29 protein-coding genes are annotated in these 21385 nt (G+C 49.8%); 22 read left to right on the forward strand and 7 right to left on the reverse strand.

The genetic code is table 11. The features are described from left to right. A partial coding sequence (locus C508_RS19895) for an IS3 family transposase (RefSeq protein WP_156817631.1) occupies nucleotides 1-264 on the forward strand: 264 nt, incomplete at its 5' end. Here C508_RS19895 and C508_RS20855 read toward each other — a convergent pair. Then, nucleotides 208-606, reverse strand: coding sequence for a helix-turn-helix domain-containing protein (locus C508_RS20855; protein WP_018704083.1), 399 nt, complete (start codon nucleotides 604-606; stop codon nucleotides 208-210). The two genes, C508_RS19895 and C508_RS20855, sit on opposite strands and share 57 nt — an antisense overlap. 298 nt (nucleotides 607-904) lie before the next feature. On the opposite strand from C508_RS20855, the gene C508_RS18620 reads away from it, so the two are divergent. Next, nucleotides 905-2155: a purple acid phosphatase family protein gene (locus C508_RS18620; protein WP_018704084.1), complete on the forward strand. Its 1251-nt coding sequence runs from the start codon at nucleotides 905-907 to the stop codon at nucleotides 2153-2155. A gap of 145 nt (nucleotides 2156-2300) precedes the next feature. On the opposite strand, the gene C508_RS0113420 is transcribed toward C508_RS18620, so the two are convergent. From C508_RS0113420 to C508_RS0113445, 6 genes are all read right to left on the reverse strand, one after another. Next, a complete protein-coding gene (locus C508_RS0113420) occupies nucleotides 2301-3659 on the reverse strand; it encodes an MATE family efflux transporter (RefSeq protein WP_018704085.1) in 1359 nt (452 codons plus the stop codon). A 156-nt stretch (nucleotides 3660-3815) separates the two neighbouring features. After that, entirely contained in the window at nucleotides 3816-4682 is an 867-nt protein-coding gene (locus C508_RS0113425; RefSeq protein WP_018704086.1) for a fumarylacetoacetate hydrolase family protein, read from the reverse strand. A 53-nt stretch (nucleotides 4683-4735) separates the two neighbouring features. Next, a complete protein-coding gene (locus tag C508_RS18625; protein ID WP_018704087.1) occupies nucleotides 4736-5374 on the reverse strand; it encodes a TrmB family transcriptional regulator sugar-binding domain-containing protein in 639 nt (212 codons plus the stop codon). A 423-nt stretch (nucleotides 5375-5797) separates the two neighbouring features. Further along, nucleotides 5798-6166, reverse strand: a complete 369-nt coding sequence (locus tag C508_RS0113435) for a hypothetical protein (protein ID WP_018704088.1) — start codon at nucleotides 6164-6166, stop codon at nucleotides 5798-5800. 22 nt (nucleotides 6167-6188) lie between these two features. Further along, nucleotides 6189-6629, reverse strand: coding sequence for a helix-turn-helix domain-containing protein (locus C508_RS19575; RefSeq protein WP_018704089.1), 441 nt, complete (start codon nucleotides 6627-6629; stop codon nucleotides 6189-6191). A gap of 338 nt (nucleotides 6630-6967) precedes the next feature. Then, a complete protein-coding gene (locus C508_RS0113445) occupies nucleotides 6968-7423 on the reverse strand; it encodes a hypothetical protein (protein WP_018704090.1) in 456 nt (151 codons plus the stop codon). A 120-nt stretch (nucleotides 7424-7543) separates the two neighbouring features. On the opposite strand from C508_RS0113445, the gene C508_RS18635 reads away from it, so the two are divergent. From C508_RS18635 to C508_RS0113550, 20 genes are all read left to right on the forward strand, one after another. Continuing rightward, entirely contained in the window at nucleotides 7544-7795 is a 252-nt protein-coding gene (locus tag C508_RS18635) for a hypothetical protein (protein WP_018704091.1), read from the forward strand. Between the two features lie 16 nt (nucleotides 7796-7811). Then, complete coding sequence (locus C508_RS0113455) at nucleotides 7812-8009, forward strand: helix-turn-helix domain-containing protein (protein WP_018704092.1); 198 nt, start codon at nucleotides 7812-7814, stop codon at nucleotides 8007-8009. Nucleotides 8010-8030: 21 nt separating this feature from the next. Further along, nucleotides 8031-8411, forward strand: coding sequence for a hypothetical protein (locus tag C508_RS0113460; protein WP_018704093.1), 381 nt, complete (start codon nucleotides 8031-8033; stop codon nucleotides 8409-8411). A 113-nt stretch (nucleotides 8412-8524) separates the two neighbouring features. Further along, a complete protein-coding gene (locus C508_RS0113465; RefSeq protein ID WP_018704094.1) occupies nucleotides 8525-9031 on the forward strand; it encodes a hypothetical protein in 507 nt (168 codons plus the stop codon). 148 nt (nucleotides 9032-9179) lie between these two features. Then, nucleotides 9180-11099: a DNA-binding domain-containing protein gene (locus C508_RS0113470; protein ID WP_018704095.1), complete on the forward strand. Its 1920-nt coding sequence runs from the start codon at nucleotides 9180-9182 to the stop codon at nucleotides 11097-11099. A gap of 12 nt (nucleotides 11100-11111) precedes the next feature. Continuing rightward, entirely contained in the window at nucleotides 11112-12065 is a 954-nt protein-coding gene (locus tag C508_RS0113475) for an AAA family ATPase (RefSeq protein ID WP_018704096.1), read from the forward strand. Nucleotides 12066-12122: 57 nt separating this feature from the next. Continuing rightward, nucleotides 12123-12413 (forward strand): hypothetical protein, encoded by a 291-nt coding sequence (locus C508_RS0113485; protein WP_156817633.1) that lies wholly within the window; start codon nucleotides 12123-12125, stop codon nucleotides 12411-12413. Nucleotides 12414-12431: 18 nt separating this feature from the next. Then, nucleotides 12432-12929, forward strand: coding sequence for a host-nuclease inhibitor Gam family protein (locus tag C508_RS0113490; RefSeq protein WP_026319536.1), 498 nt, complete (start codon nucleotides 12432-12434; stop codon nucleotides 12927-12929). Between the two features lie 160 nt (nucleotides 12930-13089). Beyond that, nucleotides 13090-13539, forward strand: a complete 450-nt coding sequence (locus C508_RS18640) for a regulatory protein GemA (protein ID WP_018704100.1) — start codon at nucleotides 13090-13092, stop codon at nucleotides 13537-13539. A gap of 20 nt (nucleotides 13540-13559) precedes the next feature. Next, nucleotides 13560-13907, forward strand: a complete 348-nt coding sequence (locus C508_RS18645; RefSeq protein ID WP_018704101.1) for a Mor transcription activator family protein — start codon at nucleotides 13560-13562, stop codon at nucleotides 13905-13907. Between the two features lie 139 nt (nucleotides 13908-14046). After that, nucleotides 14047-14325, forward strand: coding sequence for a hypothetical protein (locus C508_RS0113505; RefSeq protein ID WP_018704102.1), 279 nt, complete (start codon nucleotides 14047-14049; stop codon nucleotides 14323-14325). Then, a complete protein-coding gene (locus C508_RS0113510; RefSeq protein ID WP_156817635.1) occupies nucleotides 14322-14663 on the forward strand; it encodes a hypothetical protein in 342 nt (113 codons plus the stop codon). The genes C508_RS0113505 and C508_RS0113510 overlap by 4 nt, the downstream gene beginning before the upstream one ends. Beyond that, nucleotides 14644-15303 carry a VgrG-related protein gene (locus C508_RS0113515; RefSeq protein WP_026319537.1) on the forward strand — a complete coding sequence of 220 codons (660 nt, stop codon included), beginning with the start codon at nucleotides 14644-14646 and terminating at the stop codon, nucleotides 15301-15303. The genes C508_RS0113510 and C508_RS0113515 overlap by 20 nt, the downstream gene beginning before the upstream one ends. A 5-nt stretch (nucleotides 15304-15308) precedes the next feature. Beyond that, complete coding sequence (locus tag C508_RS0113520; RefSeq protein ID WP_156817636.1) at nucleotides 15309-15785, forward strand: hypothetical protein; 477 nt, start codon at nucleotides 15309-15311, stop codon at nucleotides 15783-15785. Continuing rightward, nucleotides 15736-16473 (forward strand): hypothetical protein, encoded by a 738-nt coding sequence (locus C508_RS0113525; protein WP_018704106.1) that lies wholly within the window; start codon nucleotides 15736-15738, stop codon nucleotides 16471-16473. The genes C508_RS0113520 and C508_RS0113525 overlap by 50 nt, the downstream gene beginning before the upstream one ends. Before the next feature lie 11 nt (nucleotides 16474-16484). Beyond that, complete coding sequence (locus C508_RS0113530) at nucleotides 16485-16811, forward strand: hypothetical protein (protein WP_018704107.1); 327 nt, start codon at nucleotides 16485-16487, stop codon at nucleotides 16809-16811. After that, nucleotides 16808-17116 carry a hypothetical protein gene (locus C508_RS18650; protein ID WP_018704108.1) on the forward strand — a complete coding sequence of 103 codons (309 nt, stop codon included), beginning with the start codon at nucleotides 16808-16810 and terminating at the stop codon, nucleotides 17114-17116. The genes C508_RS0113530 and C508_RS18650 overlap by 4 nt, the downstream gene beginning before the upstream one ends. Beyond that, nucleotides 17109-17645, forward strand: a complete 537-nt coding sequence (locus C508_RS0113540; protein WP_018704109.1) for a phage protein Gp27 family protein — start codon at nucleotides 17109-17111, stop codon at nucleotides 17643-17645. The genes C508_RS18650 and C508_RS0113540 overlap by 8 nt, the downstream gene beginning before the upstream one ends. 14 nt (nucleotides 17646-17659) lie before the next feature. After that, on the forward strand, nucleotides 17660-19123 hold the full coding sequence (terL, locus tag C508_RS18655; RefSeq protein ID WP_018704110.1) for a phage terminase large subunit: 1464 nt from the start codon (nucleotides 17660-17662) through the stop codon (nucleotides 19121-19123). Nucleotides 19124-19136: 13 nt separating this feature from the next. Then, nucleotides 19137-21350: a phage portal protein gene (locus C508_RS0113550; protein WP_018704111.1), complete on the forward strand. Its 2214-nt coding sequence runs from the start codon at nucleotides 19137-19139 to the stop codon at nucleotides 21348-21350. Nucleotides 21351-21385 lie beyond the last annotated feature (35 nt).

Below are 21385 nucleotides of genomic sequence, written 5' to 3' on the forward strand. Positions count from 1 at the left end.
TGGATTTCTAGAATGAAAAACGCGGGTCTTCAACGCTCCATGTCAAAGAAGGGGTGCTCTCCAGACAACTCTGCTTGTGAAGGTCTGTTTGGACGTTTGAAAAATGAAATGTTCTATAATCGTAACTGGTCCGGTGTAAGCATTCATCAGTTTATCGAAATCCTTAACAACTACTTAATCTGGTACAATGAAACAAGGATTAAAACGTCACTGGGAAATAGAAGTCCATTGGAGTACCGACGAAGTCTTGGATTGGTTGCTTAGGGTGTCCAAGATATCGTCCGCACCCCCAGGCTTGCCCGATTCAAAAGGAAAAAGAGAGAATAGAGACAGGCCGTCATTAGCATCCTTTACAAGGGGGCAAGAGGCTTGGCGCACGATTTCAACTTGCTGCTTATCTTCCCACAGTAAATCGTTAAAAGAAACACGCAGGCCTGTGGCAATTTTCCAAAGCGTATTGACGGTGGGATTGGATTCGCCCCGCTCGATTTGGCTGAGCATAGCTTTGCTCACGCCGGAAAGCTCAGAGAGTTTATCAAGGCTGAGGCGTTTTTGAAGACGCAATTTGGCTAAGTTTTTACTGATGGTTTGTGTTAGATTATGCAAGAAAAAGTCTCCTTAATAATAGTTATATTGACAATTTATATATTATAACATATGACTTTTCGCAATGCAGCAGTGGAAAAACAAGAAAATGGGTCATACGATAGAGAGAAAGATGCTTGAACGTAAAAAAACGTTAAAAGTCGCAGCTAGGTAGAGCTAGAAGCAGCCTAGCAATTGATTCAGAATAAAAAAGAAATCAAATTGCTAAGATTTCCTAGGGGCATTATGAAAAGCAGGGAAATCGGTTCCTGTCAACGAAAAGGGCAACAACATTAGAGAAAGCTAAGGCGGAACAAGTATGAAAAAAATGTATCTATGCTGTCTCGGAAGCGTCCTTTGGTTACTTGGCTGGAGTTGTGTAGCTGCAGCGGCGCCAGTCCCGGAGCAAATTGTCTTGACCTGGAGCGAAGAGCCGACTACGACGCAAACGATTTCCTGGAAGATGGAAACGGGAACTGGCTTGGTTCAGTACGGTGAAGCTGCAGCAAGACCAGCAGCAACTGGAACGTTTCGTGCGATAGCGGCGCAAGCAGTCGTGTTGCCAACGAATTTAGGGGAAGTGAAACAGTTTTCCGCTACCTTGCGGCAGCTTCGCCCAGGCGTTCGCTATGCATACCGCGTAGGTGACGGCGTTAATTGGAGTGCTTGGCGTACGTTTAGGACGGCTGCGTATCAGCCTGCAAAGCTGAAGTTTTTGGTGTTTGGAGACTCTCAGAGCTTAAATTATCAAGTTTGGGGAAATACGCTGCAAAAAGCCTTTCAGGCCAATCCGGATGCGTCCTTTATGGTGAACATGGGGGACTTGGTGGATGTAGGGGAGGATTATGGACAGTGGAAAAGCTGGCTAAATGCCGGGCAGGGAGTGGTTGATACTATTCCGGTAGTGCCGGTGGTAGGCAATCATGAAACCTACACGCCCAATCGTACCTTCTCTATGCCTCAATTATTTGCGTCGCAGCTGCCTGTGCCGCACAACGGACCAGCAGAATTGCGCGGTCAGGTATACTCTTTGGAATATGGGGATGTTCATTTGGCGGTGCTGGACAGCCAAATAGGGGAAGAACGGGCTTTTGTGCCGTATAGTCTTTTTTTGCAGCAGGAGTGGTTGAAAAAAGATTTGGCACATAGCCGCAAGCCTTGGAACCTCGTGTTGACGCATCGGCCACTTTACGGCAATCGCAAGGCGAAAGATTCGGAAGTTCTTCGCAACGCCTTTGTGCCGATATTGCAGGAAGCCAAAGTCGATATCGTCCTTACGGCGCATGAGCATGTCTATGCGCGATCCGTTCCTTTGGACGGTAAAGGGAATGAGTTTCCTGGTACAATCCATGTAGCTACCGGACGCAGCGGCACCAAAACCTATCCGGATCCGGCGCGGCAGGTTTGGAATGAAAGCTTTTATAATCCTGTGGACGAGCCGAATTATCTCACCGTAGAGGTCGGGCGTAATGTGTTGCTGGTGAAAGCCTTTAAAGTCAGCGGCGCACTGCTGGACATGTGGAGTCTTCATAAGCTGCGCCCTGCAGCGGGTTCCTATAGTGTTTTTTAGGAGCCGCCAATTTATTCGCAGTTTGCGCCAGCGCGGCCTTTTTCTCGTCGTACTTTGTCAAAACCTCTCGGCATAGCTCTACTATGCCGAGAGGTTTTTCTTTGTAATCCGCATGTGAACTTTCTCGTGACTCCTGTTCTCCTGTTCAATTTCCCGTAACTTCATTCCCCGCGTTTTTCAAGCGCCGAAGTTCCCTTAGCAGGAAGAAGCCCGTTAGGCAGGCGGAGCCAAGGTCGGCTACAGGACCGGCTGTCCAGATGCCGTTGAGGCCCAGCCACTGCGGCAACAGATAGACCAGCGGAATGAGCAGGATGAATTGGCGCAGCAGATTGAAAACAATAGAATAGCCTGCTTTGCCTATTGCCTGAAAATAGTTGGCGCCGATAATTTGAAAGCCGATGACAGGCAGCATGGCCAGGAAAATGCAGAGTCCTTCCGAGCCGATACGGATGAGTTCGGGGTTATCGTTGAATAAGCGGACAAGCGCTTCGTGACCAGTGAGGACTATGACTAGGCCTGCGATACAAAGCAATGTGGCGCTGCCGGCGGCCAACTTGATGGCTTGGAGAACGCGGCTATAATTTTGGGCGCCGTAATTATAGCCCACAATGGGCTGGACGCCTTGACTGATGCCGAGTACTGGCATTAACAGCAGCATCAATACGCGGTTCACGATGCCAAAAGCGGCAATAGCCAAGTTGCCGCCATAAGATAGCAAGGTAAAGTTAAAGATGACAATGACTAAGCTGCTGCCAAGCTGCATTAAAAACGGAGCCATGCCGATGCGGGAAATGTCGAGAACTAGCTTTTTTTGCAGCGGCAGACAGGCGAGGCGCAAACGCAGCGTGCTGCGTCCATAGAGAAAATACATTAATACCCAGACTGTAGCGACAAACTGGGAAAGAACCGTAGCCCAGGCGGAGCCGGCGATTCCCCATTGGAAAACAAAAATAAATAAAGGATTGAGCGCCGTATTAAGCAAGGCGGCGATGAGCATGGTATAGAGCGCTGTTTTGGCATCTCCTTGGGCGCGGATCAGGCCGTTAAGGCCGAAGCTGATGTGCATAAAAATGCTGCCGCATAAAATGATACGGGTAAAATCCATGGCGTAGGGCAGAACTTCAGGACTGGCGCCGAGCCATTGCAGCAGCTCTTCTAAAAAGAGCAGCGCCAAGCCGGTGGTGGGCAGCATAATTAGACAGAGCAGCGTCAAAGCATTGCCAAGGATGCACTCTGCGCCTTGCTTGTCACCGGCGCCTAAGCGCAGCGAAGCGATGGAAGCGGCGCCTAAGCCGACAAACATGCCCAGTCCCATGAGGATGGTCATGAGTGGAAAGGCGATAGTAACGGCGGCCAGAGCCAATTCGCCAACGCCTTGGCCGACAAAAATGCTGTCAACAATATTATAGAGGGCGTTTACCAGCATGCCGATAATAGCCGGCAGCGAGCAGCGCCAGAGCAAGGGGCCGATGGGCTCTTTGCCCAAGGCTTCCGTATGATTCATAGGTTCGTCCTCCTTTGGTGTCTCTGGTATTATAGCTCGTTTTATTTTTTGTTTAAAGGAAAATCAATAAAAGTTCATCCAACTGACACAAAAATGCCGAAACAATCCGCTAGGGACTGCTTCGGCATTTCTGTTTTATAGCTTCATTATGGTTGTTTAGTCGGTTAATTTATTTACCAGTCGTCCGATGCCTTCGATTTCGATGACGACTTCATCGCCAGCTTTCAGCCAGACTTGCTTTTCTTCCGGGTATCCTAAGATGACGCCGCTGGGCGTGCCGGTAAAGATGAGGTCGCCGGGTTGTAGCGTCAGATGCTGCGAGAGGTAGCTGATGACGGTGGCGCAGTCGAAAATCATGTCGCTGGTGTTGGAATGCTGGCGGATTTCGCCGTTAACGCGGCTGGAAATTTCGAGCTTCGCGGGGTTAAGCGAAGCGGCTGTAACCACGCAGGGGCCAGTAGGTGCGAAGTGATCACAGGTTTTTCCCAACAGCCACTGAGGGGTGCGCATTTGCAGATCCCGGGCGGAAAGGTCGTTGCCGGCGGTGTAGCCGAAGACATAATCAAGAGCTTTTTCTTTGCTGACATTATTGGCGGTTTTGCCAATAATGACGACTAGTTCTGCTTCATAGTCCACTTTAGAGGTGCAGGGCGGTATAGGAATGCTTTCTTGGTGCGCCGCCAAGGTATTGTTGAATTTGCTGAAGATCACCGGCACAGTTGGCAAATCGGCTTTGCATTCGGCGCTGTGTGCGGCGTAGTTGAGACCGACGCAGAGGATTTTTTCCGGCGATGCGATGCAGGGTGCATACGTAATGGCATCAAGAGAAAGAGCTTCCGGTTTGGTTGCCAAAAGTGCTTGCAATTGAGCAAGAGCCTCTTGGCCTCCGGCGATGACTTCCTCCATAGTCCGCGGCGCAGCCAGAGAAGCAGCCGCAGCGGCTGTGGCTACAGGGATGATGCCGTTTTCCTGTTGGATGCCTAGCGTGGGTTGGCCGTTTTGATAGAAGCTAACAAGTTTCATTATTATTCCTCCTTAAAATCGAATAAGGGGATGCAATGTTGCAAAATTTTCTCTTAGCGATTTTCGGGCATGTGCGCCGAAGAAAACTTCATTTCCGAGGCAACGTCACGGACAAAGCGGCTGAGAGGAAATGAAGCGTCCGTTTTTTCTCTCAGTCGAGAGAATAAGACGTCGTGAAACACATAGTCTTCCATTAAAAAAATATGAGTGGCGTCATTCGTGAAAAACGCGCTGCCTTCGTTAGTAGTAGTATGACCGTAAAGCAGATCGCGGCTGTCGACGGAAAGAATAAACCATTCTGCAGGCGTTTCCTGCTTGTGGAATTTCAAAGCGCGGTGTGAGGCGAGAGGCGGGAGCGGCTGTTCTACCTGAAAGGTGATGCCGCCGAGTGTGCAGCCTCGTGCGACGCAGGCTTGCAGTTCCGGCAGCAGCTCTTGGTATAAGTCGTCCCAAAGAGAGACGATAATTTTATCGGCAGCTTCTTGTAGCAGTTGTCGGCAAAAAGCAAGAATAGGCTCGCGCCCACGCACCGTGGAAACATAACGTTCTTCCTGAGGCTGTTCTTCCAGACGACATAGTTTATCTGCCAACTGTCCGTAAGAATGAGTCCATTGGCTGCGGAGCTGCTCTAAAAATACGGTAGCTGGTAACGGTGCATAGGCTTTGGTGCCATCGCTGTCGGCTTCCAGCATCACGACGCCTCGCTCGGTATAATGAGACATGAAGTTTGAGAAAAGTGTGGACAACTTTATTTTACTGTGGATAACCCTGGACAAGGCTTGTCTACTGGGGTTGTGGGCTCCGGCGGCGTCGCGGGCTCGCGGTGGCGTGGGACATCTATTTTGAGAAATCACGGTGGGCTGTGGACAAACTCGTCGTTTTTACCCTTTTTGAAAATTGGATTTTTAAAAGTCTTCAACGTCCCTTTAATACTGGTTTCAACGCCTTTAAGAGGTATGTAAAAACAAAAGAAAGTGTCCTTTGGTAGTGTACAGGTGCGGTCATTTTTTTAGTAAGTGCGGTCAGTGAAGAAAAAAGCCGATAAACCCAATAAAATCAAGGGTTTACGGCTTTGCAATGCTTAATAAAGGTGCGGTCAATAAATGAACTGGGTTTTATTTGTCGAAGTCTAGTTTAACAAGAAACCATTTGTCTTCTATGCGCTCCATTACTACGATGTATTTTGTGCGGATCATCGCGCCAAAATCGTTTTGCGAGTCAACAAAAGAGGTGACTTGATACTGACTGTCGTTTATTTTTTGGATACTGGATTCAGCTACACTCGCAAATTTGGCCGTAGAAGGTGCCTTTAAATTCTGCTGTACATACATCTGTGAGGAAACAAATGCGTCAATTTTAATATCAGGAGCCGTTTTTTCATGATTTATTCCCCAGGAAAGAAAGGCGGATAATACAATTATAATTAAAAGCACACAACCGCATCCAGTTGATTTTTTTCTTTTTTCATCTTTTGGTTCACTCATTTTTAAAATTCCTCCTCATCTTTTAACTAACGTCAACATGCAATTTGTCGGAATCTTCTTGTTTTTTTAATCTCTCTTCCTCTTCTTCTATAAAAGGCTTAAAGCAGTATTCGAACTGCTTTTTGGCCCAAATCCTTGTTTCTTGGTCACTTTGCATCATCTTGCGTAATAAAATAATCATACGTTCCAACTCGGGGTCTTCGATGACTTCGAGTTTTTTTATTTCCTTTCCCGTCAACAACCAGTCTATAGAACACTCAAATTTTAGAGCTATATTTTTCAAGGCGATTGCGCCGGGTAGCGATGAGCCAGACTCCCACATGCCAACATTACCAGCAGAAACACCTATGGCATTGCCAAATTTAGCTTGGGAGAGGCCTGCCTTTGAACGTATTTCCTTTAGTCGATTAACAATATCTTTTTTTTCTTGATCAGCATCATTATCTATGTTTATTATACTCAAAGCCTCACCCACCTTCCATAAAAAATAGAGTAATAAATTGACAACACTCTATTTTTAGAGTAATATTTCAGTATAAGTAAATGTGTATACCTAGAAACCCGAAAAACTTCCCCGTTCTGGTACAACGGGGGAGAGAAAGGAGTCTAAAATATTCCATATTATGGGTATGCCCAAAAAACAGGTGTTTTAAAACATTTATAAGGAGGAAATTTACATGATATCAAAAGAGAGAGAAGATCTTGCTCGATTTATCAACGGGAAACCAAACAAGCGGCTCCAAAAAATTATTGATACTGCGCCGGAGTGGATACCAAAGTACGAAGCCAAGGTTCGCGCCTTTATGTGGGGCACTCTTTATCAGGAATCGCAGCCGGCCGGCCAACTTGTTCATGTGGAGCGCGAGTAAGAATTAAAAGACAGTAAGCCATTGCCGCAAATTCCGGCCAAACAAAACCAGCAAGTCCTGCCTGATCAAGATCATCCATAGTTTGAACAACTGTATTACAACGGTGAACCAACAGCGCCTGCATGAGCGGCGTTTGCGAAGAAAGAAGTCTCTTTCTTGCCTCGGAATTAGGGCACCTCAGAGCCTTAAGAATCAGGTCGTCTACTTCTTTTGCATGCTGAATAGCAAGCCGAGTCTGTTCCTTTTCAGTGTGCTCCCTCGAAAACTGATTAAAGTAATTTGTCCTACCCTCTAACAAATCGTGTATAATCACAGCATTCCAAAAATCATCGACCATCTTATTAAGGTATTCAGGTTTTTCAAACCTATTACGCCCTTTGTTTTTCATACGCAACCTCCCACGTAATTTAATTTATCTTTCTTATCTTTCCGCTAAGGCGTGACCGTGAAGGCCGGTCAGGGGGAGATGCGTCTCCCCTCCAGTTCAAGGAAAGGAGGTGAAACATATATGGCAGGCACTCAATACGAACTGCCGGACGGGCGGGTTGTTTTCGCCAGCGCAGGACTTGGACAAGATGTATTCATGTCTTTTACCCGCAGGGAAAGCGGAGGGCTGCAACGGTATGTATCCAAAGCCCTGCCAATCCGCAAAAGTCTGAATGAAGCCCAAAAGGACCTTGATTCTTACGCGAAAACCAAAAAACTAAAGCCTGTCGGCTTGGTCAGGTTGAAACCTTTCGACCCAGAACCGGCAGCATGAAAGGAGGATTAACACCATGACACCCAATCAGATCCGGGCAGCAATGCTACTGAAAAACGTTAGACCTGCAGATATTGCCCGGCGGCTCAACGTTACGCGCGGCGCGGTTTCCAACGTTATCAGCGGGTTGATAGTCAGCCAACGTATCCGCGAGGCGGTCGCCGAGGCCATTGGGAAAGAAGTTGACGCCATTTGGCCCCTGTCGGCAGCGTGATATTGAAAGCGAGGTGAATCCGTGGATATATGTAAGGACTGTAACAGCGCCATGGACCGTGCTATCGGCCGCTTTTACCGGCAGGTATCAGACGAACCGTTATACATCTACCGGGCAAGCATTGAACGCCGGCCGTTTTTCATAGTCTTTTCAAAAAACGAGTTAAAAACCTACCGGCTGCCGCTTCAAAAAGCGGCCATGGTTATTGGTGATTCTGACTCCCTGCGGGATTCTAAGCGTAGGTTGCAAGCACATGATTTAGATAAAAGAACACGATTGCAAATTAAGGCAATCAAAGGAATGCACCAATATTACCAAGCGCAAGACGCGCTGGAAAAGCTAAAACGGGGCGGCGATGAATCCGCCGAAGATGCTCAGTGTGTGGTAGCAGAGAGCAAATAGGCAAAAAACCACCCCATTCTAAAGATAATTCAACGATTCCAAAATAATTCCTTTATAAAAGTGGTTTAAAAATACTCACACATACAGTATAAAGCCGAGAACGGAGGTGCGCAATGGCTAGGCGATCACGAAAAACAGACTCGACCATGGAAAACCAGATTTCTCTTTTTGACATGATCGAGGATATCCAGTTTAAAAAATTAGACCCCATTCGTCAGCCTGATTACCAAGTAGAAACAAAACCGTTTGGCCTTCGAGTAAAAGAGGCCGTCTCCGAAGCCCTAAAAACAAGCGCGTACAAACGCTGGGAAGTCGCAGGACGAATGAGTGAATATCTGGGAGTGGAAATTACCGAAGCGATGCTTAACTCCTGGACAGCCGAATCTAAGGAAGGGCATCGTTTCCCGGTTGAGTTCTTGCCGGCGCTCTGCCTGCAGACCGGAGACTATTCGCTATTAGAAATGCTGGTAGCGGCATGTGGCTGCCGGATGGTCAAATCAGATGAAATCTATCTCCTGGAGTTAGGAAAAATCAAGCAAGCCCAGCGTTCATTATCCAAAAAGGAAATGCAACTGCAAAAAGAATGGGATCGCACGCGCGGCGTCCAGAAACCGAGGTGATGCGACATGATTCTATGTATCGGCATCATACGCCACGGAGTAAAAACCGTAACATATATTCAAGACGGGCGCGTAATACTTAAAACCACATTAAGCCAACCGCCGCGCCCCCCCAAGGGAACTGCCGCAAAACGACCGAGTGATGCTTATGTACAATGAGGCATTAACGGTCAAAGAAGTTGCTAAGTTGCTTGGGGTTTTAGAAAGAAGGATTCGGCGCCGAGTCGAACGAGGTGAATACCCGAACGCTACCCGCGAGAAATCCAATAAAGGCGGCAGTGAACTTATCAAAATTCCGCTTTCAGACCTGCCCGATGATGCGCAAACGTCCTATTTAAGGCAAAAAGGGCTTATTCAAAACCAAATTCCAGACGATGGCGGCGAATTCGCCAAGGCCCCGGAGACAAAACGCAATGTGGCCCTGGAACGCCTTGGCATTCTGCAAGCATGGGACAAGTACCTTTGGGACAATCGGGAGCGGGCGGAAAAGACGAAGCTGAGCGAAGAATTTGCAGCGGCAACCAGCCTGCCGAACGGCAAGCGCGTATCCATGAAAACCCTGTACCGCTGGCAAAAGGACTACCGCGAAAACGGACTTTGTGGCTTATTGCCTGACTGGGGGCGGCGCGATGATCGGCACTCCATAGATGATGCAGCCTATGAATATTTTTGTGCGCTGTATCTTACGGAGAAAAAGAGATCCGTCCGGTATTGCTACGACCTGTTAAAGAGCAAGGCGCTTGAAATGGGCTGGTTAATTCCCGGCTCGGTAAAAACGCTGCAGCGAATTGCCAATGAAATTCCCGAAGCGGTGCGAGTTGCCGCTTGCGACGGTAAAAAAGCGGCTTACGACAACTGCCTGCCGTACACCGAGCGGGACATAGAAAGCGTTAAAGGCAATCAAGTGTGGGTCGGCGACCATTTTATCGGAGACTTTTTCATCGCCGGACCTAAAAAGAAAAAAGACGGCGGCACAATCTGGACGCGCCCCTGGTTTACCATGTGGATGGACTTTCGCAGCCGGAAGATGGTTGGCTGGCATATTGACTTCACCCCGTCCACCGGAACAATCATTGCGGCGTTTGCCAATGCCGCTCTAAATCCCAATATTGGGCTGCCGCAAGAAATACTTACCGACAACGGCCGCGACTATTGTTCCAAAGAATTTGCTGGCCGAGGCCACAGAAAAATTGCGGACGAACAAGAAGAACGCCGGGTCAAACCACTAATTGAACACCTGGGCGTTGGTGCACATTTTGCCATTCCAGAAAACGCAAGAGCCAAGCCGATTGAAAGAGAGTTTAGAACTTTTGCCGAGCATTTTTGTAAAGAGTTCGCCTCCTATTGCGGCTCCCGCCCGGAGGCGCGGCCGGAAGACTTGGAAAGCACTCTTAAAGGATTGCCGACATATAACCTCACCATGGACGACTTAAAGCGGCTTTTTTCGGACTGGGTGCAGTATGTGAAAAACAAACAAGTATCCGAAGGCAAAGGACGCAAAGGAGAATGCCCCGATGAGACATTCGCCAGGACGCGGCTGCCGCTTCGGCTGGCTCCGATGGAAGCCATGCGGCTTCTCTTCCAGCGCCATACCCAGGCGGTCAAGGTCAATCGGTGCATGGTCAAATTCCGTGGTCAAAACTATTTTCATGCCGACTTGGCGCTGCATAAGGACAAACACGTATATATCCGATACCGCGAGGAAGATTTAAGCGTCGTCAGCGTCTATAGCTTAAAAGATGAATGGCTGCTCGACGCGCAGATCACCAGCGCCCTGCCGGCTTTCGGAGCAACGCCGGAGCAGTTTGCAGTCGAGGGGGCCAAAAAGAAAGCGGCACGAGAAAAAATCTACAAGCACCCGAGCATGCAAGCCGCCAAGAAAACAAAGGTAGACAGCCTAGAGACGGAACTTGCCCGCCGCAAGCGTCTGGCATCGCCGGAAACGCCAGCCGACAATGTGGTCATTCCGGTAGCTGTCGGACAGAACATCCTCGATTCCGCACGCCAGCAAAGCGGTCGGAAATCACGGCGTAAAATCGACATTATGAGCGTATTGAGCAAAAATTAACGGAGGTGCATCATGTTAGCAAATGCAATGGTTCAACAGGAGGCCACTATCGACATCCAGGCGGTACGCGAAAGCCTGAAAACATATATTGAAACAACCGGAAAAACCCAGTCTGAAATAGCCAGAAGCGTAGGCGTTTCCGGCTCTCGAATCAGTCAATTCTTAAAAGGAACTTACCCTGGAGATAACGAGCAGCTAGCCTATTCCCTGCAACAAATGATGAGTGTGGACACGCGCCGCCAGCAGACGGTAAAAAAGCCGGGTTTCGTTGTCACCACTACTGCCAAGGAAGTGGCCACAGTGGCACGCTACACCCATGAACATACAGATATCGGCGTAGTTTACGGGCCGGCCGGCATCGGCAAAACCATGGCGCTGCAGCAATACGCACAAGAATATCCATCCGTTGTTTTTATCACGGTGGACGTAACAACATCTAGAGCCAAGGCGCTGCTGGAGGAAATTGCAGATAAAATCGGCACAAAATCGTCGGGCACGCAGGCCGCCATTAAACGCGGCATTGTATCCGAGCTGCGCGGATCGGGGCGCATGGTCATTCTTGATGAAGCGCAGCACCTGACCTATGAAGCGCTGGAAGCCTTACGCACCATCTTGTACGACGCCTGCGGAGTTGGCATTCTGCTTTGCGGTAATGAAACCATCTATTCCAACATGGTCGGAAAGCGAAACGCCCCGTTCGCGCAGATTTTCTCCCGCGTTGGCATCAACCGGGGCATAGGGAAAAAGGTTAGCCTGGAGGATATCCGAAAGATTGTATGTCAGGATCTACCTGTATCGGAAGAATGCGTGCAATACTTCCATTCGGTAGCCAACAGCAACGGCGGAATCCGCCTGGCGGTGAAACTGTTCGTGCTGGCCTGGGAAACCGCCAATCGGATTGGCGAGCCTATCAATTTGGACATTCTCGCGTCGGCATCGGAATTTTTGATGCAGCATAATGCGTAAGGAGGCGGCCGGCATGATTCGGATACCGAAACGGAACACCTGCGAAATTACAAACCTATGGATTCCCAGCATCGCCATTCCTGCGAGCCGTTGGGAACGGTTGCGGAGGTGGCTAAAAACATGGATGTAAAAAAGCCGATTGTGTACGCTGATGCCACTATCATCGAAACCAACGGGAGCGGCCAGGATGTCCTTAAAGTTATTGAACTGCTTATCATAGAACAGATTCATCAAATGAACCGGTGCGGCGTGTCGATACAGACAGGAATACTCCTGTTTGAAGGCATGATGGCCAACATAGCCGCCAACCTGTCAGAGGCAAGGCTTACCAACCGGCAAGTAAATTAAGAAAGCGAGGAATATATTATGACTAGAAAACGATTCACAGAACCAACATTGAAATCCTGGGAGGAAGTAGACCTCCACATGAAGGAAATCGGCGAACTAGAGCTTGATTTACTAAACATCGAAGGAACCATGAACCAGAAGATTTCAGACGCCAAACTGGAAGCTGAAATAGAAGCCAAACCACTCAAAGACCGCAAAGAGCTTTTGGCCCGCGAAATAAAGGACTTTGTAGAAAACCGCCGCTGTGAAATTATCGGCAAGACCAAAAAAATGAACTTCGGTCAGCTCGGATTCCGCCAAAGCACAAAAGTGGTTATCCCTAAAGACCAAGCGAAGGTACAGGCCATTATCGCCGTCCTTAAAGCCAAGGATATGCTGGATTGTGTCAGCATCAAAGAAGATGTAAACAAAGATGCGCTGCGTGCCTACCCCGATGAAGTAATTGCCGCTGTGGGAGCCAGGAAAAAAGTTGAGGACGTATTCTGGCTGGAGCCGGATTACGAAAAGCTCAAATGATATGCAAGCGCTGCGGCAAAGAAATGATTCGCGGCTACAGCCGCCAATACCGCCACCAGGTTTATCTTTGCGTGCGCTGCGGCTGGGCGGCTTACCTGGACTATAATCGCGGCCGGACTATCGTAATCTGGCCTGGAAGACCACTGCGGAGGTATATAGCATGCGGACAGTAAATAAACGGGATTTCGGACTGACGAACAAGCAGCTTGCTCTTGTACATCTTGCCAAAAAGGAACTTGGATTAACAGAAGACGATTATCGCAGTGTGCTGCAGCTCTACGGCGGAGTTGATTCTGCCAAGCACCTGCGCCTGGATGGCTTTGAACGGGTGATGGAACAATTTGAACGCCTGGGGTTTAAAAGTACGGCGGGTAAAGGCTTCAAACAGCCGTGCCACGCGAAGAGCCGCGATGCGGACGGGAAACCTTACCCGGCCCAGCTTCATATGATCCGGCATCATTTTGAACAGGTTGGTTTCACAGAAACGGAGCGGCAGCAAGGATTTTGCCGCAGAATTATTAAAAAACCGTGGCCGCAAACAAGGGCGGAAGCGAACAAAATCTTTGAAGCGCTCAAAGCTATGCTTGCCAGGGGATACAAACCACAGTAAAATAAAAGGTGGTGAATTTTTTGATTGACGAAGAAGTAAAAAACAGACTGCGCGAAAACGTCGGCCTTGAAGACTTGCGCGAGCTGTCGCCGGCGCTCATGCAGGCGGTTGATATTATCGGTCTTGAGCGATTCGTCGACTTATGCTACGTCATTGGCGGCCTAAGTATTTATGTACCGAAGTTTGAAAGCATTGTAGCGGCCGCGCGTGACAGGCTCATCTTGAAGGAGTTTAGCGGATACAATTACAGCGAACTGGCCATGAAATACAGCATCTCGGAAGTATGGGTCAGGCAGATTGTGGCCAAGGCGAAATTCGAGGAAAACTCCATTTCCCTGTTCGGAGAATCCGATACTAAAGTTTCCTAGAAAGTGGCTTTCAAAACGGCGTATCGCAAGAAAAATACAAAACTGCTATGAATGTAAACTTTATACAGAACCATTGTACAATTCCAGTGTGGACCAAATCCGCACTGGAATTTTTATTTTACACGAAAGGATGATAGATATGGCTGAACAGGAAAAAGACCTCATCGCCCAGGCCGAAAACGAAGTGGCGAACCTGCAGCAGGAATACGCAGCGAAACTCTCCGTCGCCCAAACTAAGCTGGAGGAATTGCGAAAAAATGCGCAACAGGCGGCCGATGAAGCTGCAGCAGAAATCCATGAAGCAGCCGACGCTGCAGAAGAAACCTTCCGGGCTAAATACGGCATTTCCTTGGCGGTTTACTTGACGCTGCTGCTGCCGCAAGCAATCATACTCCTGCTTGTGCTCTTCAAACGATGATGCGCATTGTAAACGCCCTATGCTGGCCGCTGCTGTGCATAAAAGTGCTGGCGGCGGCCGGCGTTGCGGCTATTGCAAGCGCATTGCGGCGCGGCTTTGATTTCGCAAAAAGCAATATGCTCGAAATCGTATCCACCATGTTTATGGTGATCTGTGTTTTGTTCCTGGGAGGCTGGCTTTATAACAGCTTTAAAAAAGGGGACTGCGACCTTCCGGTGCTGCTGCAGGGAATGACGGCTTTATGCGGCGCTGGCGTTCTGGCTGCCGTGAAATACATTACCGATTCCGTGAAAAATTCCCAAAACGGAACAATGCCTTATGAGAAAAGGAGTGAATAAAATGCGAGAACTTGGAGAATTAAGCGCAAAATACGAATCCTGCGGTGACCCCGCCTCTGTTTCCTGCTCATCCGGCGATGCCGGCGGCGTATCGTATGGAGTATATCAATTTGCAACAAATTGCGGCGTTCCGCAGGCGTTTGTTGATTGGCTCCAGGAGCAGCCGGAACCATGGGCCAATTATGGCAGGGTGCTGGCATCGTCCGGTCAGCCGGGAGAACTTACCTTCTCCGCCTGCTGGAAGGATATTGGTGAAACCGATCCTGTAGGGTTTGGTCAACTCCAGCACGATTATGTGAAAGCGGTGTATTACGACAACGCCGCACAGCTCCTGCGCGAGCAGTTCGGCTTTGAAATTGAAAGTCGAAGCGAAGCCCTCAAGCAGGTATTATGGTCCCGTGCGGTTCAATATTCGGCTCACTGGATGCCGGAGCTGTTTCAAAATGCAGCCGACATGGCCGAAAAGTCATTAAATGAAATTGACGACGCCGACCTCATTGCCAATATCTACGAAGTGAACCTCACTGATCCGAGCTGGACAAGCGGCTCCCCTTCTCTTCGCCCTGGTCTTTTTAACCGCTTTGAAAACGAGCGTGCAGAAGCGCTGGCGCTGCTGCGAGAAGAGCGTGGCGAGGGGTGAGTGACTTGCAAGAGACGCATAGCGGTGTTTCAGTTGACTTACAAAAAGCGCTTATTGGCGTTGGAGTTGACTTGCAAGGGGCGTTTAACGGGTTTTTAAAGGGTATTGAAGACCAGTTTAACAGTCTACGCGACTACCTCAAGGAAATCATGGAATCCGGCTGGTGCGGCTATGACCGCGCCGGCCGGTACTACATAGCTCCTTGCGGCGCGGCGCATCGCTGCAAACGGCGCGGGTGGACTTGTCCGTTCATTGGAGATTGCGGGCGTATTCCATCGGCAAGACAAAAAGCTCGGCAGCGCCTATATATTGTGGAGTGGCAGCGAGTAGGCCAAAAAGGACTGCGCAAACAACAATTGCTAAAATGCTTCACCCGCTATTACGGGCGAATGCATGCACGAAATAAACCGAAAAAGAACGGAGGTGCAGCACATGAACGAAAGAGAACTGGCGCGGGATGTATACAACCAGATAAAAAATAGTATCCCCTCTCCCTCTTGTCCATGGAAAGCACTAGCTATTACGGCGGTGATATCGCTTGGGATTGGATTGGGAGTCGGCTTGTACTGGTCTGAATCCAATCGACCGGCCATCCAGCCCGATGTGACGCTGTCGCAAGAAAACGCAAAAAAGCCGGAAAAAGTCCAGGAGGCAGCAGATAAAGCTGGCATTCCCCTGACTGACGGCCAGGCGGAAGAAGCTGCGCACAAGATTGCGGCTGCGACAAAACCGGATCATACGGTGGAAACGAACTGGGCGAATTTGCGAACGACTGTAGAAAAAGAACGCAAGGCCGCCGGAGCGGATTTCGCTATTATCACGGACCCGACAAAACCGAAAACGGCACCAAATTTGGACGGGCCAATCAAAAGCGAGTTATCCAATGAACAGTCTCTTACTACCGGAACCGACCCTAACGACCGCATCCAGCTCAACCAGTACAATATCCAAGCGTACAAAAAAAGTATGGATGTGCTTACCATTGCCACCCGGAGCCTGGGGTACAGCCATTTGCGAAAAGTTGATTTACCAAAGATACCGCTTCTTCTTCCGAAAGGTGGAGTTGGCTATGCAGGACCTTATATCGGAGTGCAGCATAACGGCCTTGAACACCTCGGCAAAGACATGCGCTTTGAACGAGTGGAAGCCGGGATTACCGTTGCATTCTAGGGAGGTCTGACATGATTGATACGAATACAGCATGGAATATAGCTATTACCATTATCCTCTTTTTCCTTTCGGGTTTCGCTGGCGTCATTGGGTACTTTTTGAAAGACATCAAAGATGGAATCAAAGAAAAGCAAGACAGCCACGACAAGGCCATTGAGAAGGTAAAAGAGGACTTTTCCGCTTTTAAGGCACGAATGCCGCAGGAATATGTCATGAGGGATGATTTCCTCCGTGCCATTTCCAACCTTGAATTCAAATTTGATAAGGTGGCGACAGATATCACTGAAATTAACAAGAATGTGAGCAAGCTGCTTGCCGCAGGGGGCGAAAAAACATGAATAAGTTAGAAAAGCAGTTGTCGCGGGAAATTCGCGGCTACATCTTAAAAATGCTCGACATTAACTACCCTTACCCTTCCAGTGACCATCTTATCGCGGAAATCTTAACCGATGCCCAGTATATCTGCTCGCCGGCACAGGTTAAAGTACACCTGGCCTACCTGGCGGAAAAAGGATATATCGAACTGGATACTGTGTCGGTGGAAGAGCTCGGGACCCGCTGTCTGGCCAAACTCACCGTCAAAGGCAAAGACCTTTTGGAAGGCAGCATCGCTGCCGATCCGGGCGTGACTGTCAATGGCTAGAAGAAGTCACCCGAAAATCGAGGATTTACCGCAAGAACTGAGGGAAGCCGTACACAAGAAGATTACGGAAGGGTACACCTACCGGGATATTGCCGATTGGATCACCAAGCAAGGACATGGCATATCAAAAAGTGCAATCGGCAAATACGGAAAGAATTTCCTATCCAAGTTGGAGCGCCTGCGCATTGCAAGAGAACAGGCCAAGACCATTGTCGCGGAGGCAAAGGACGGCCCGGCTCTTGAAATGACAGAGGCAGCCAACCAAATGGCTGTTCAGATTATCTTGGAACGGCTAATCAATATGGACGATCTGGAAAACGCCAAGTCGACCGAGGTATTAAAGGCGCTGGCGCTTTTGGAGAGATCCGCCGTCCAGCGCGAAAAGCTCAAGTTTGACTTTAATCGCGGCGTAGATGCCGCCGAGGAACGAATATTGAGTCGGCTGCAGGCGGAATTGTCCAAGCAGCCGGAACTACTGGATAAAATTGCGGTCGCGGTAGCTGCAGCTGCAAAAGAGGTAAAACAGTAAGCGAGGTGATGTACATGGCAGGTTCAATGTTAGAGCGCATTGCCTCCGGCACTGGCACAATAGCGATAACGCCGGAAATTGAACGGCTGCGCAATAATTACATGGCCTATGTCGAGCATGTGCATCGCGGCAAATGGAAGCCAGCCAAGCATCTGGAGTATGTTTGCCAACATATTGAAGCCGTGGAACGCGGCGAAATTGAACGGCTGATTATTTGCCTGCCGCCCCGGCACTCCAAGAGCCAGACGGTAACAGAAACGCTGCCGAGCTGGTTTATTGGCAAGAATCCCGACAGGCGGGTCATTGAAGTAAGCTACGGAGCCAGCTTTGCGCAAAAATTCGGGAATTCAAACCGGCGTAAGGTGTCTGAATTCGGCAGTGAAATATTCGGTCTGAAACTTGACCCGACGCAAAATACAAAAACAAACTGGTTAATAAACGGTTATGCGGGCGGCATGATTTCGGTCGGTATCGGCGGCTCTATCACGGGTGAAGGCGCTGACCTTCTAATTGTGGATGACGTCGTGAAAAACCGGCAGGAAGCTGATTCGGACACTGTCCGGGAGCATATTTGGGACGAATGGACAGGCACACTGCTTACCCGTCTGCATCCTGGCGGCCGCATCATTATTATCATGACCCGCTGGCACGATGACGATCTGGTTGGCCGTGTCCTAAAACAAGCCGAAGAAGACGGCGAAGAATGGACTGTAATTAATCTGCCCTGCGAGGCGGAGGAAGACGATCCGCTCGGCCGCGCGGTCGGCGAACCACTCTGGCCGGAACGTTTTGGCCAAGAATGGATGGAGAAAAAGAAAAAAGCGGTCGGAAGCCGCGACTGGTCAGCATTGTATCAGCAACGGCCGCGACCGAAAAATGAAGATAAAATGTTCCGGCGAGAATGGTTTGAGATTGTACCAGATTGGCCGCGTAAAGCCCGGTCGGTTCGCTACTGGGATCTGGCCGCGACGGAAAAAAGCGCCAAAAACAGCGACCCGGATTTTACATCCGGCTGCCGCATGGCGGAGCTGGACGGCATTTATTACATCATCGACGTGCGCCGCGCCCGCGCTTCTCCCAAGGGCGTAGAGGACCTGGTCAAACAAACCGCCGACTTGGATGGTATTGGAGTTTCTGTCTACATTGAGCAGGAGCCTGGCTCCGGCGGCAAAAACACCATCGACCACTACCAGCGGCAAGTATTAAAAGGCTATAGTGTTTACCCTGACAAAAAAGTGGTGGACAAAATTCAGCGAGCGCTGCCGCTTTCCGCTGCTGCGGAAGCAGGAAACGTAAAATTGGTGCGTGGAGCATGGAACAAGGAATTTCTAGATGAAGTGGAGTTGTTCCCGTTCGTTAAACATGACGACCAGACCGATACGGCTTCCGGGGCAAAAGCCATGCTGGATAGTGGACGATTCGGCCTGCTGGATTATTACAAGGCTCTGGCCGAGCAGGCCAAAGCAAGAACTCGTTGAAGGGAGGATGGACATGGCAGAAATATTCTCGAAAATCGTAGCCGGTTTCCAAGGTTTTAAAGCTGGTTTTCAAGGCCGCCAGCAAACGCAGTCCGGGCAGCCACCATGGTCCCCTGGAGAACCGCAAGCAACAACCGAGCCGGCAGGGACTCAGCCGCTGCAGTGGCAATACCCGTGGGGGTATAACTTGCGAAACGCGCCGCGCCCTGATGAACCGGTGAGCTTCGCGCAGCTTCGGGCGCTGGCTGATAATTACGACTTGCTGCGTCTGGCCATTGAGACACGCAAGGACCAAATGGAAAGCCTGGACTGGACGATTGTTCCCAAAAACAGAAAAGACAAAAGCCGCCAGGCTGATATTGACCTCGTGACGGAACTGTTTCGCCGCCCGGACAGGAACCTTCCGTTTCGGCGATGGCTGCGGGCGCTCCTGGAAGACATGCTGGTTATTGACGCGCCGTCCATTTATCTGCATAAAAACAGAGGCGGCGGCATTTACAGCCTGGACTTGGTGGACGGAGCCACTATTAAACCGATTATCGACCAGACCGGCCGCAAGCCAGCTCCGCCCCTTCCGGCTTACCAGCAAGTGCTTTATGGATTGCCGGCCATACCTTTAACCACAGAAGAACTGCTATATATGCCGCGCAACGTTCGCACCCACAAAGTATACGGCTTTGGGAATGTCGAGCAGATCATTATGACAGTTAACATCGCACTGCGCCGGCAGTGCTACCAGCTTGGGTACTACACCGAGGGCAACGTCCCTGACGCTTTTATTTCGTGCCCGGAAAGCTGGGGCGTACAGCAGGTCATTGAGTTCCAGGCGTATTGGGACTCGCTGTTTTCGGCAAATACCAATATACGCCGCCGCGCCCGCTTCATCCCCAACGGAACCAATCCGGTTTTCCCGAAGGACAATCCGCTGAAAGACGAATATGACGAATGGCTGGCGCGGATCATCGCCTATTGCTTCAACCTCCCTCCTACCGCCCTGGTTAAGGAGACGAATCGGGCAACGGCGGAAACGACCCAGGAAGCCGGTAAGGCCGAGGGACTGACGCCGCTTAGAAATTACGTCAAGGAGCTTATGGATTTAATCATCCAGGACTATATGGGCTTGACGGAGATTGAATTTGCCTGGTCGGAAGAAGAGGTCAACGACCCTCTGAAACAAGCCCAGGTAAATCAAATCTATGTCGGCATGATGGCTTTAACGCCGGACGAAGTTCGCGAGCAGATCGGCTGGGAACCAATGACCGAAGAGCAAAAAGAATCGCTTCGATCCATGCAAGCCGCGTCTTTGTTTTCGTCGATGAGCCAGGCTGTGCCTGGCGAAGAACCGCCAGATGATGAAACGGCAAAGCTGGCCAAACGCCTGGGAGCCATGTTGGCTAAACGAGATCCGCCGCGCAAGGCCGACCCAAAGCAGCTTGTTATGACGCAGTCATCGTCGCTGCTCCCGGCGCAGAAAAAACTGGCAACCGTCATTCAAAAGTTCTTTAAAAAGGTTTCAAAAGATATGGCCCAGCAAGTTTCCGAACGTTACCAGGCGGCAATTGTCAAAGCGGACGACACCAAAACCATTGTTGAACGCATCCTCAAGGAGCTGGACTTTTCCGGCTGGGATATCCTTTATGACGATGTGCAGCCGATTTTAGAGGAGATTGCAAAAGCATCCGGCGCAAAAGCGTTGGCGCAAGTGCGGGTGAAGAATGAAAAAATAACGGAGCTGGTCAATAAGGATGCCGTAGAATACGCCCGGCGTCGGGCAGCGGAAATGGTCGGCCGCGCTTGGGTAGATGGAGAGCTTATCGACAATCCGAACGCACAATGGGCCATCACGGAATCAACGCGCGGATATCTCAGGAGCAATATCACCCAGGCGGTGGAAGAAGGCTGGTCGCCGCAAGCGCTGGCGGATCATCTTGCCGAGAATACCGGGTTCAGCTATGACCGAGCGGATAACATCGCCCGGACGGAGGTTGCCACTGCTCACACGCAAGGCAATTTGACAGGCTGGAAACGCTCGGGGGTAGTACAGGGAAAACAGTCCATTCTGGCAGATACCCACGATTACGAAGATGAATGCGACGTGAACGCGGCTGCCGGAGTTATTCCCATTGATGAGCCGTTCCCATCCGGGGATGACGGTCCGCCATACCATCCAAGGTGCACCTGCGTGGTCGTTCCGGTGGTGGATATGGAGGAAGACGGTAATACCTAGTTTTAAAAATCCTTCAAAACCCCTTTAACGTTCTT

This window comes from Anaeromusa acidaminophila DSM 3853, from assembly GCF_000374545.1.
GTDB classification, from domain to species: domain Bacteria; phylum Bacillota; class Negativicutes; order Anaeromusales; family Anaeromusaceae; genus Anaeromusa; species Anaeromusa acidaminophila.

Excerpts from the sequence above, each read along its gene's own strand:
- C508_RS18620 (WP_018704084.1), top strand. The coding sequence starts at position 905 with ATGAAAAAAATGTATCTATGCTGTCTCGGAAGCGTCCTTTGGTTACTT.
- C508_RS0113420 (WP_018704085.1), bottom strand. The coding sequence starts at position 3,659 with ATGAATCATACGGAAGCCTTGGGCAAAGAGCCCATCGGCCCCTTGCTC.
- C508_RS0113425 (WP_018704086.1), bottom strand. The coding sequence starts at position 4,682 with ATGAAACTTGTTAGCTTCTATCAAAACGGCCAACCCACGCTAGGCATC.
- C508_RS18625 (WP_018704087.1), bottom strand. The coding sequence starts at position 5,374 with ATGCTGGAAGCCGACAGCGATGGCACCAAAGCCTATGCACCGTTACCA.
- C508_RS0113435 (WP_018704088.1), bottom strand. The coding sequence starts at position 6,166 with ATGAGTGAACCAAAAGATGAAAAAAGAAAAAAATCAACTGGATGCGGT.
- C508_RS0113445 (WP_018704090.1), bottom strand. The coding sequence starts at position 7,423 with ATGAAAAACAAAGGGCGTAATAGGTTTGAAAAACCTGAATACCTTAAT.
- C508_RS18635 (WP_018704091.1), top strand. The coding sequence starts at position 7,544 with ATGGCAGGCACTCAATACGAACTGCCGGACGGGCGGGTTGTTTTCGCC.
- C508_RS0113455 (WP_018704092.1), top strand. The coding sequence starts at position 7,812 with ATGACACCCAATCAGATCCGGGCAGCAATGCTACTGAAAAACGTTAGA.
- C508_RS0113465 (WP_018704094.1), top strand. The coding sequence starts at position 8,525 with ATGGCTAGGCGATCACGAAAAACAGACTCGACCATGGAAAACCAGATT.
- C508_RS0113470 (WP_018704095.1), top strand. The coding sequence starts at position 9,180 with ATGTACAATGAGGCATTAACGGTCAAAGAAGTTGCTAAGTTGCTTGGG.
- C508_RS0113475 (WP_018704096.1), top strand. The coding sequence starts at position 11,112 with ATGTTAGCAAATGCAATGGTTCAACAGGAGGCCACTATCGACATCCAG.
- C508_RS0113485 (WP_156817633.1), top strand. The coding sequence starts at position 12,123 with ATGGATTCCCAGCATCGCCATTCCTGCGAGCCGTTGGGAACGGTTGCG.
- C508_RS0113490 (WP_026319536.1), top strand. The coding sequence starts at position 12,432 with ATGACTAGAAAACGATTCACAGAACCAACATTGAAATCCTGGGAGGAA.
- C508_RS18640 (WP_018704100.1), top strand. The coding sequence starts at position 13,090 with ATGCGGACAGTAAATAAACGGGATTTCGGACTGACGAACAAGCAGCTT.
- C508_RS0113505 (WP_018704102.1), top strand. The coding sequence starts at position 14,047 with ATGGCTGAACAGGAAAAAGACCTCATCGCCCAGGCCGAAAACGAAGTG.
- C508_RS0113510 (WP_156817635.1), top strand. The coding sequence starts at position 14,322 with ATGATGCGCATTGTAAACGCCCTATGCTGGCCGCTGCTGTGCATAAAA.
- C508_RS0113515 (WP_026319537.1), top strand. The coding sequence starts at position 14,644 with ATGAGAAAAGGAGTGAATAAAATGCGAGAACTTGGAGAATTAAGCGCA.
- C508_RS0113525 (WP_018704106.1), top strand. The coding sequence starts at position 15,736 with ATGAACGAAAGAGAACTGGCGCGGGATGTATACAACCAGATAAAAAAT.
- C508_RS0113530 (WP_018704107.1), top strand. The coding sequence starts at position 16,485 with ATGATTGATACGAATACAGCATGGAATATAGCTATTACCATTATCCTC.
- C508_RS18650 (WP_018704108.1), top strand. The coding sequence starts at position 16,808 with ATGAATAAGTTAGAAAAGCAGTTGTCGCGGGAAATTCGCGGCTACATC.
- C508_RS0113540 (WP_018704109.1), top strand. The coding sequence starts at position 17,109 with ATGGCTAGAAGAAGTCACCCGAAAATCGAGGATTTACCGCAAGAACTG.
- terL (WP_018704110.1), top strand. The coding sequence starts at position 17,660 with ATGGCAGGTTCAATGTTAGAGCGCATTGCCTCCGGCACTGGCACAATA.
- C508_RS0113550 (WP_018704111.1), top strand. The coding sequence starts at position 19,137 with ATGGCAGAAATATTCTCGAAAATCGTAGCCGGTTTCCAAGGTTTTAAA.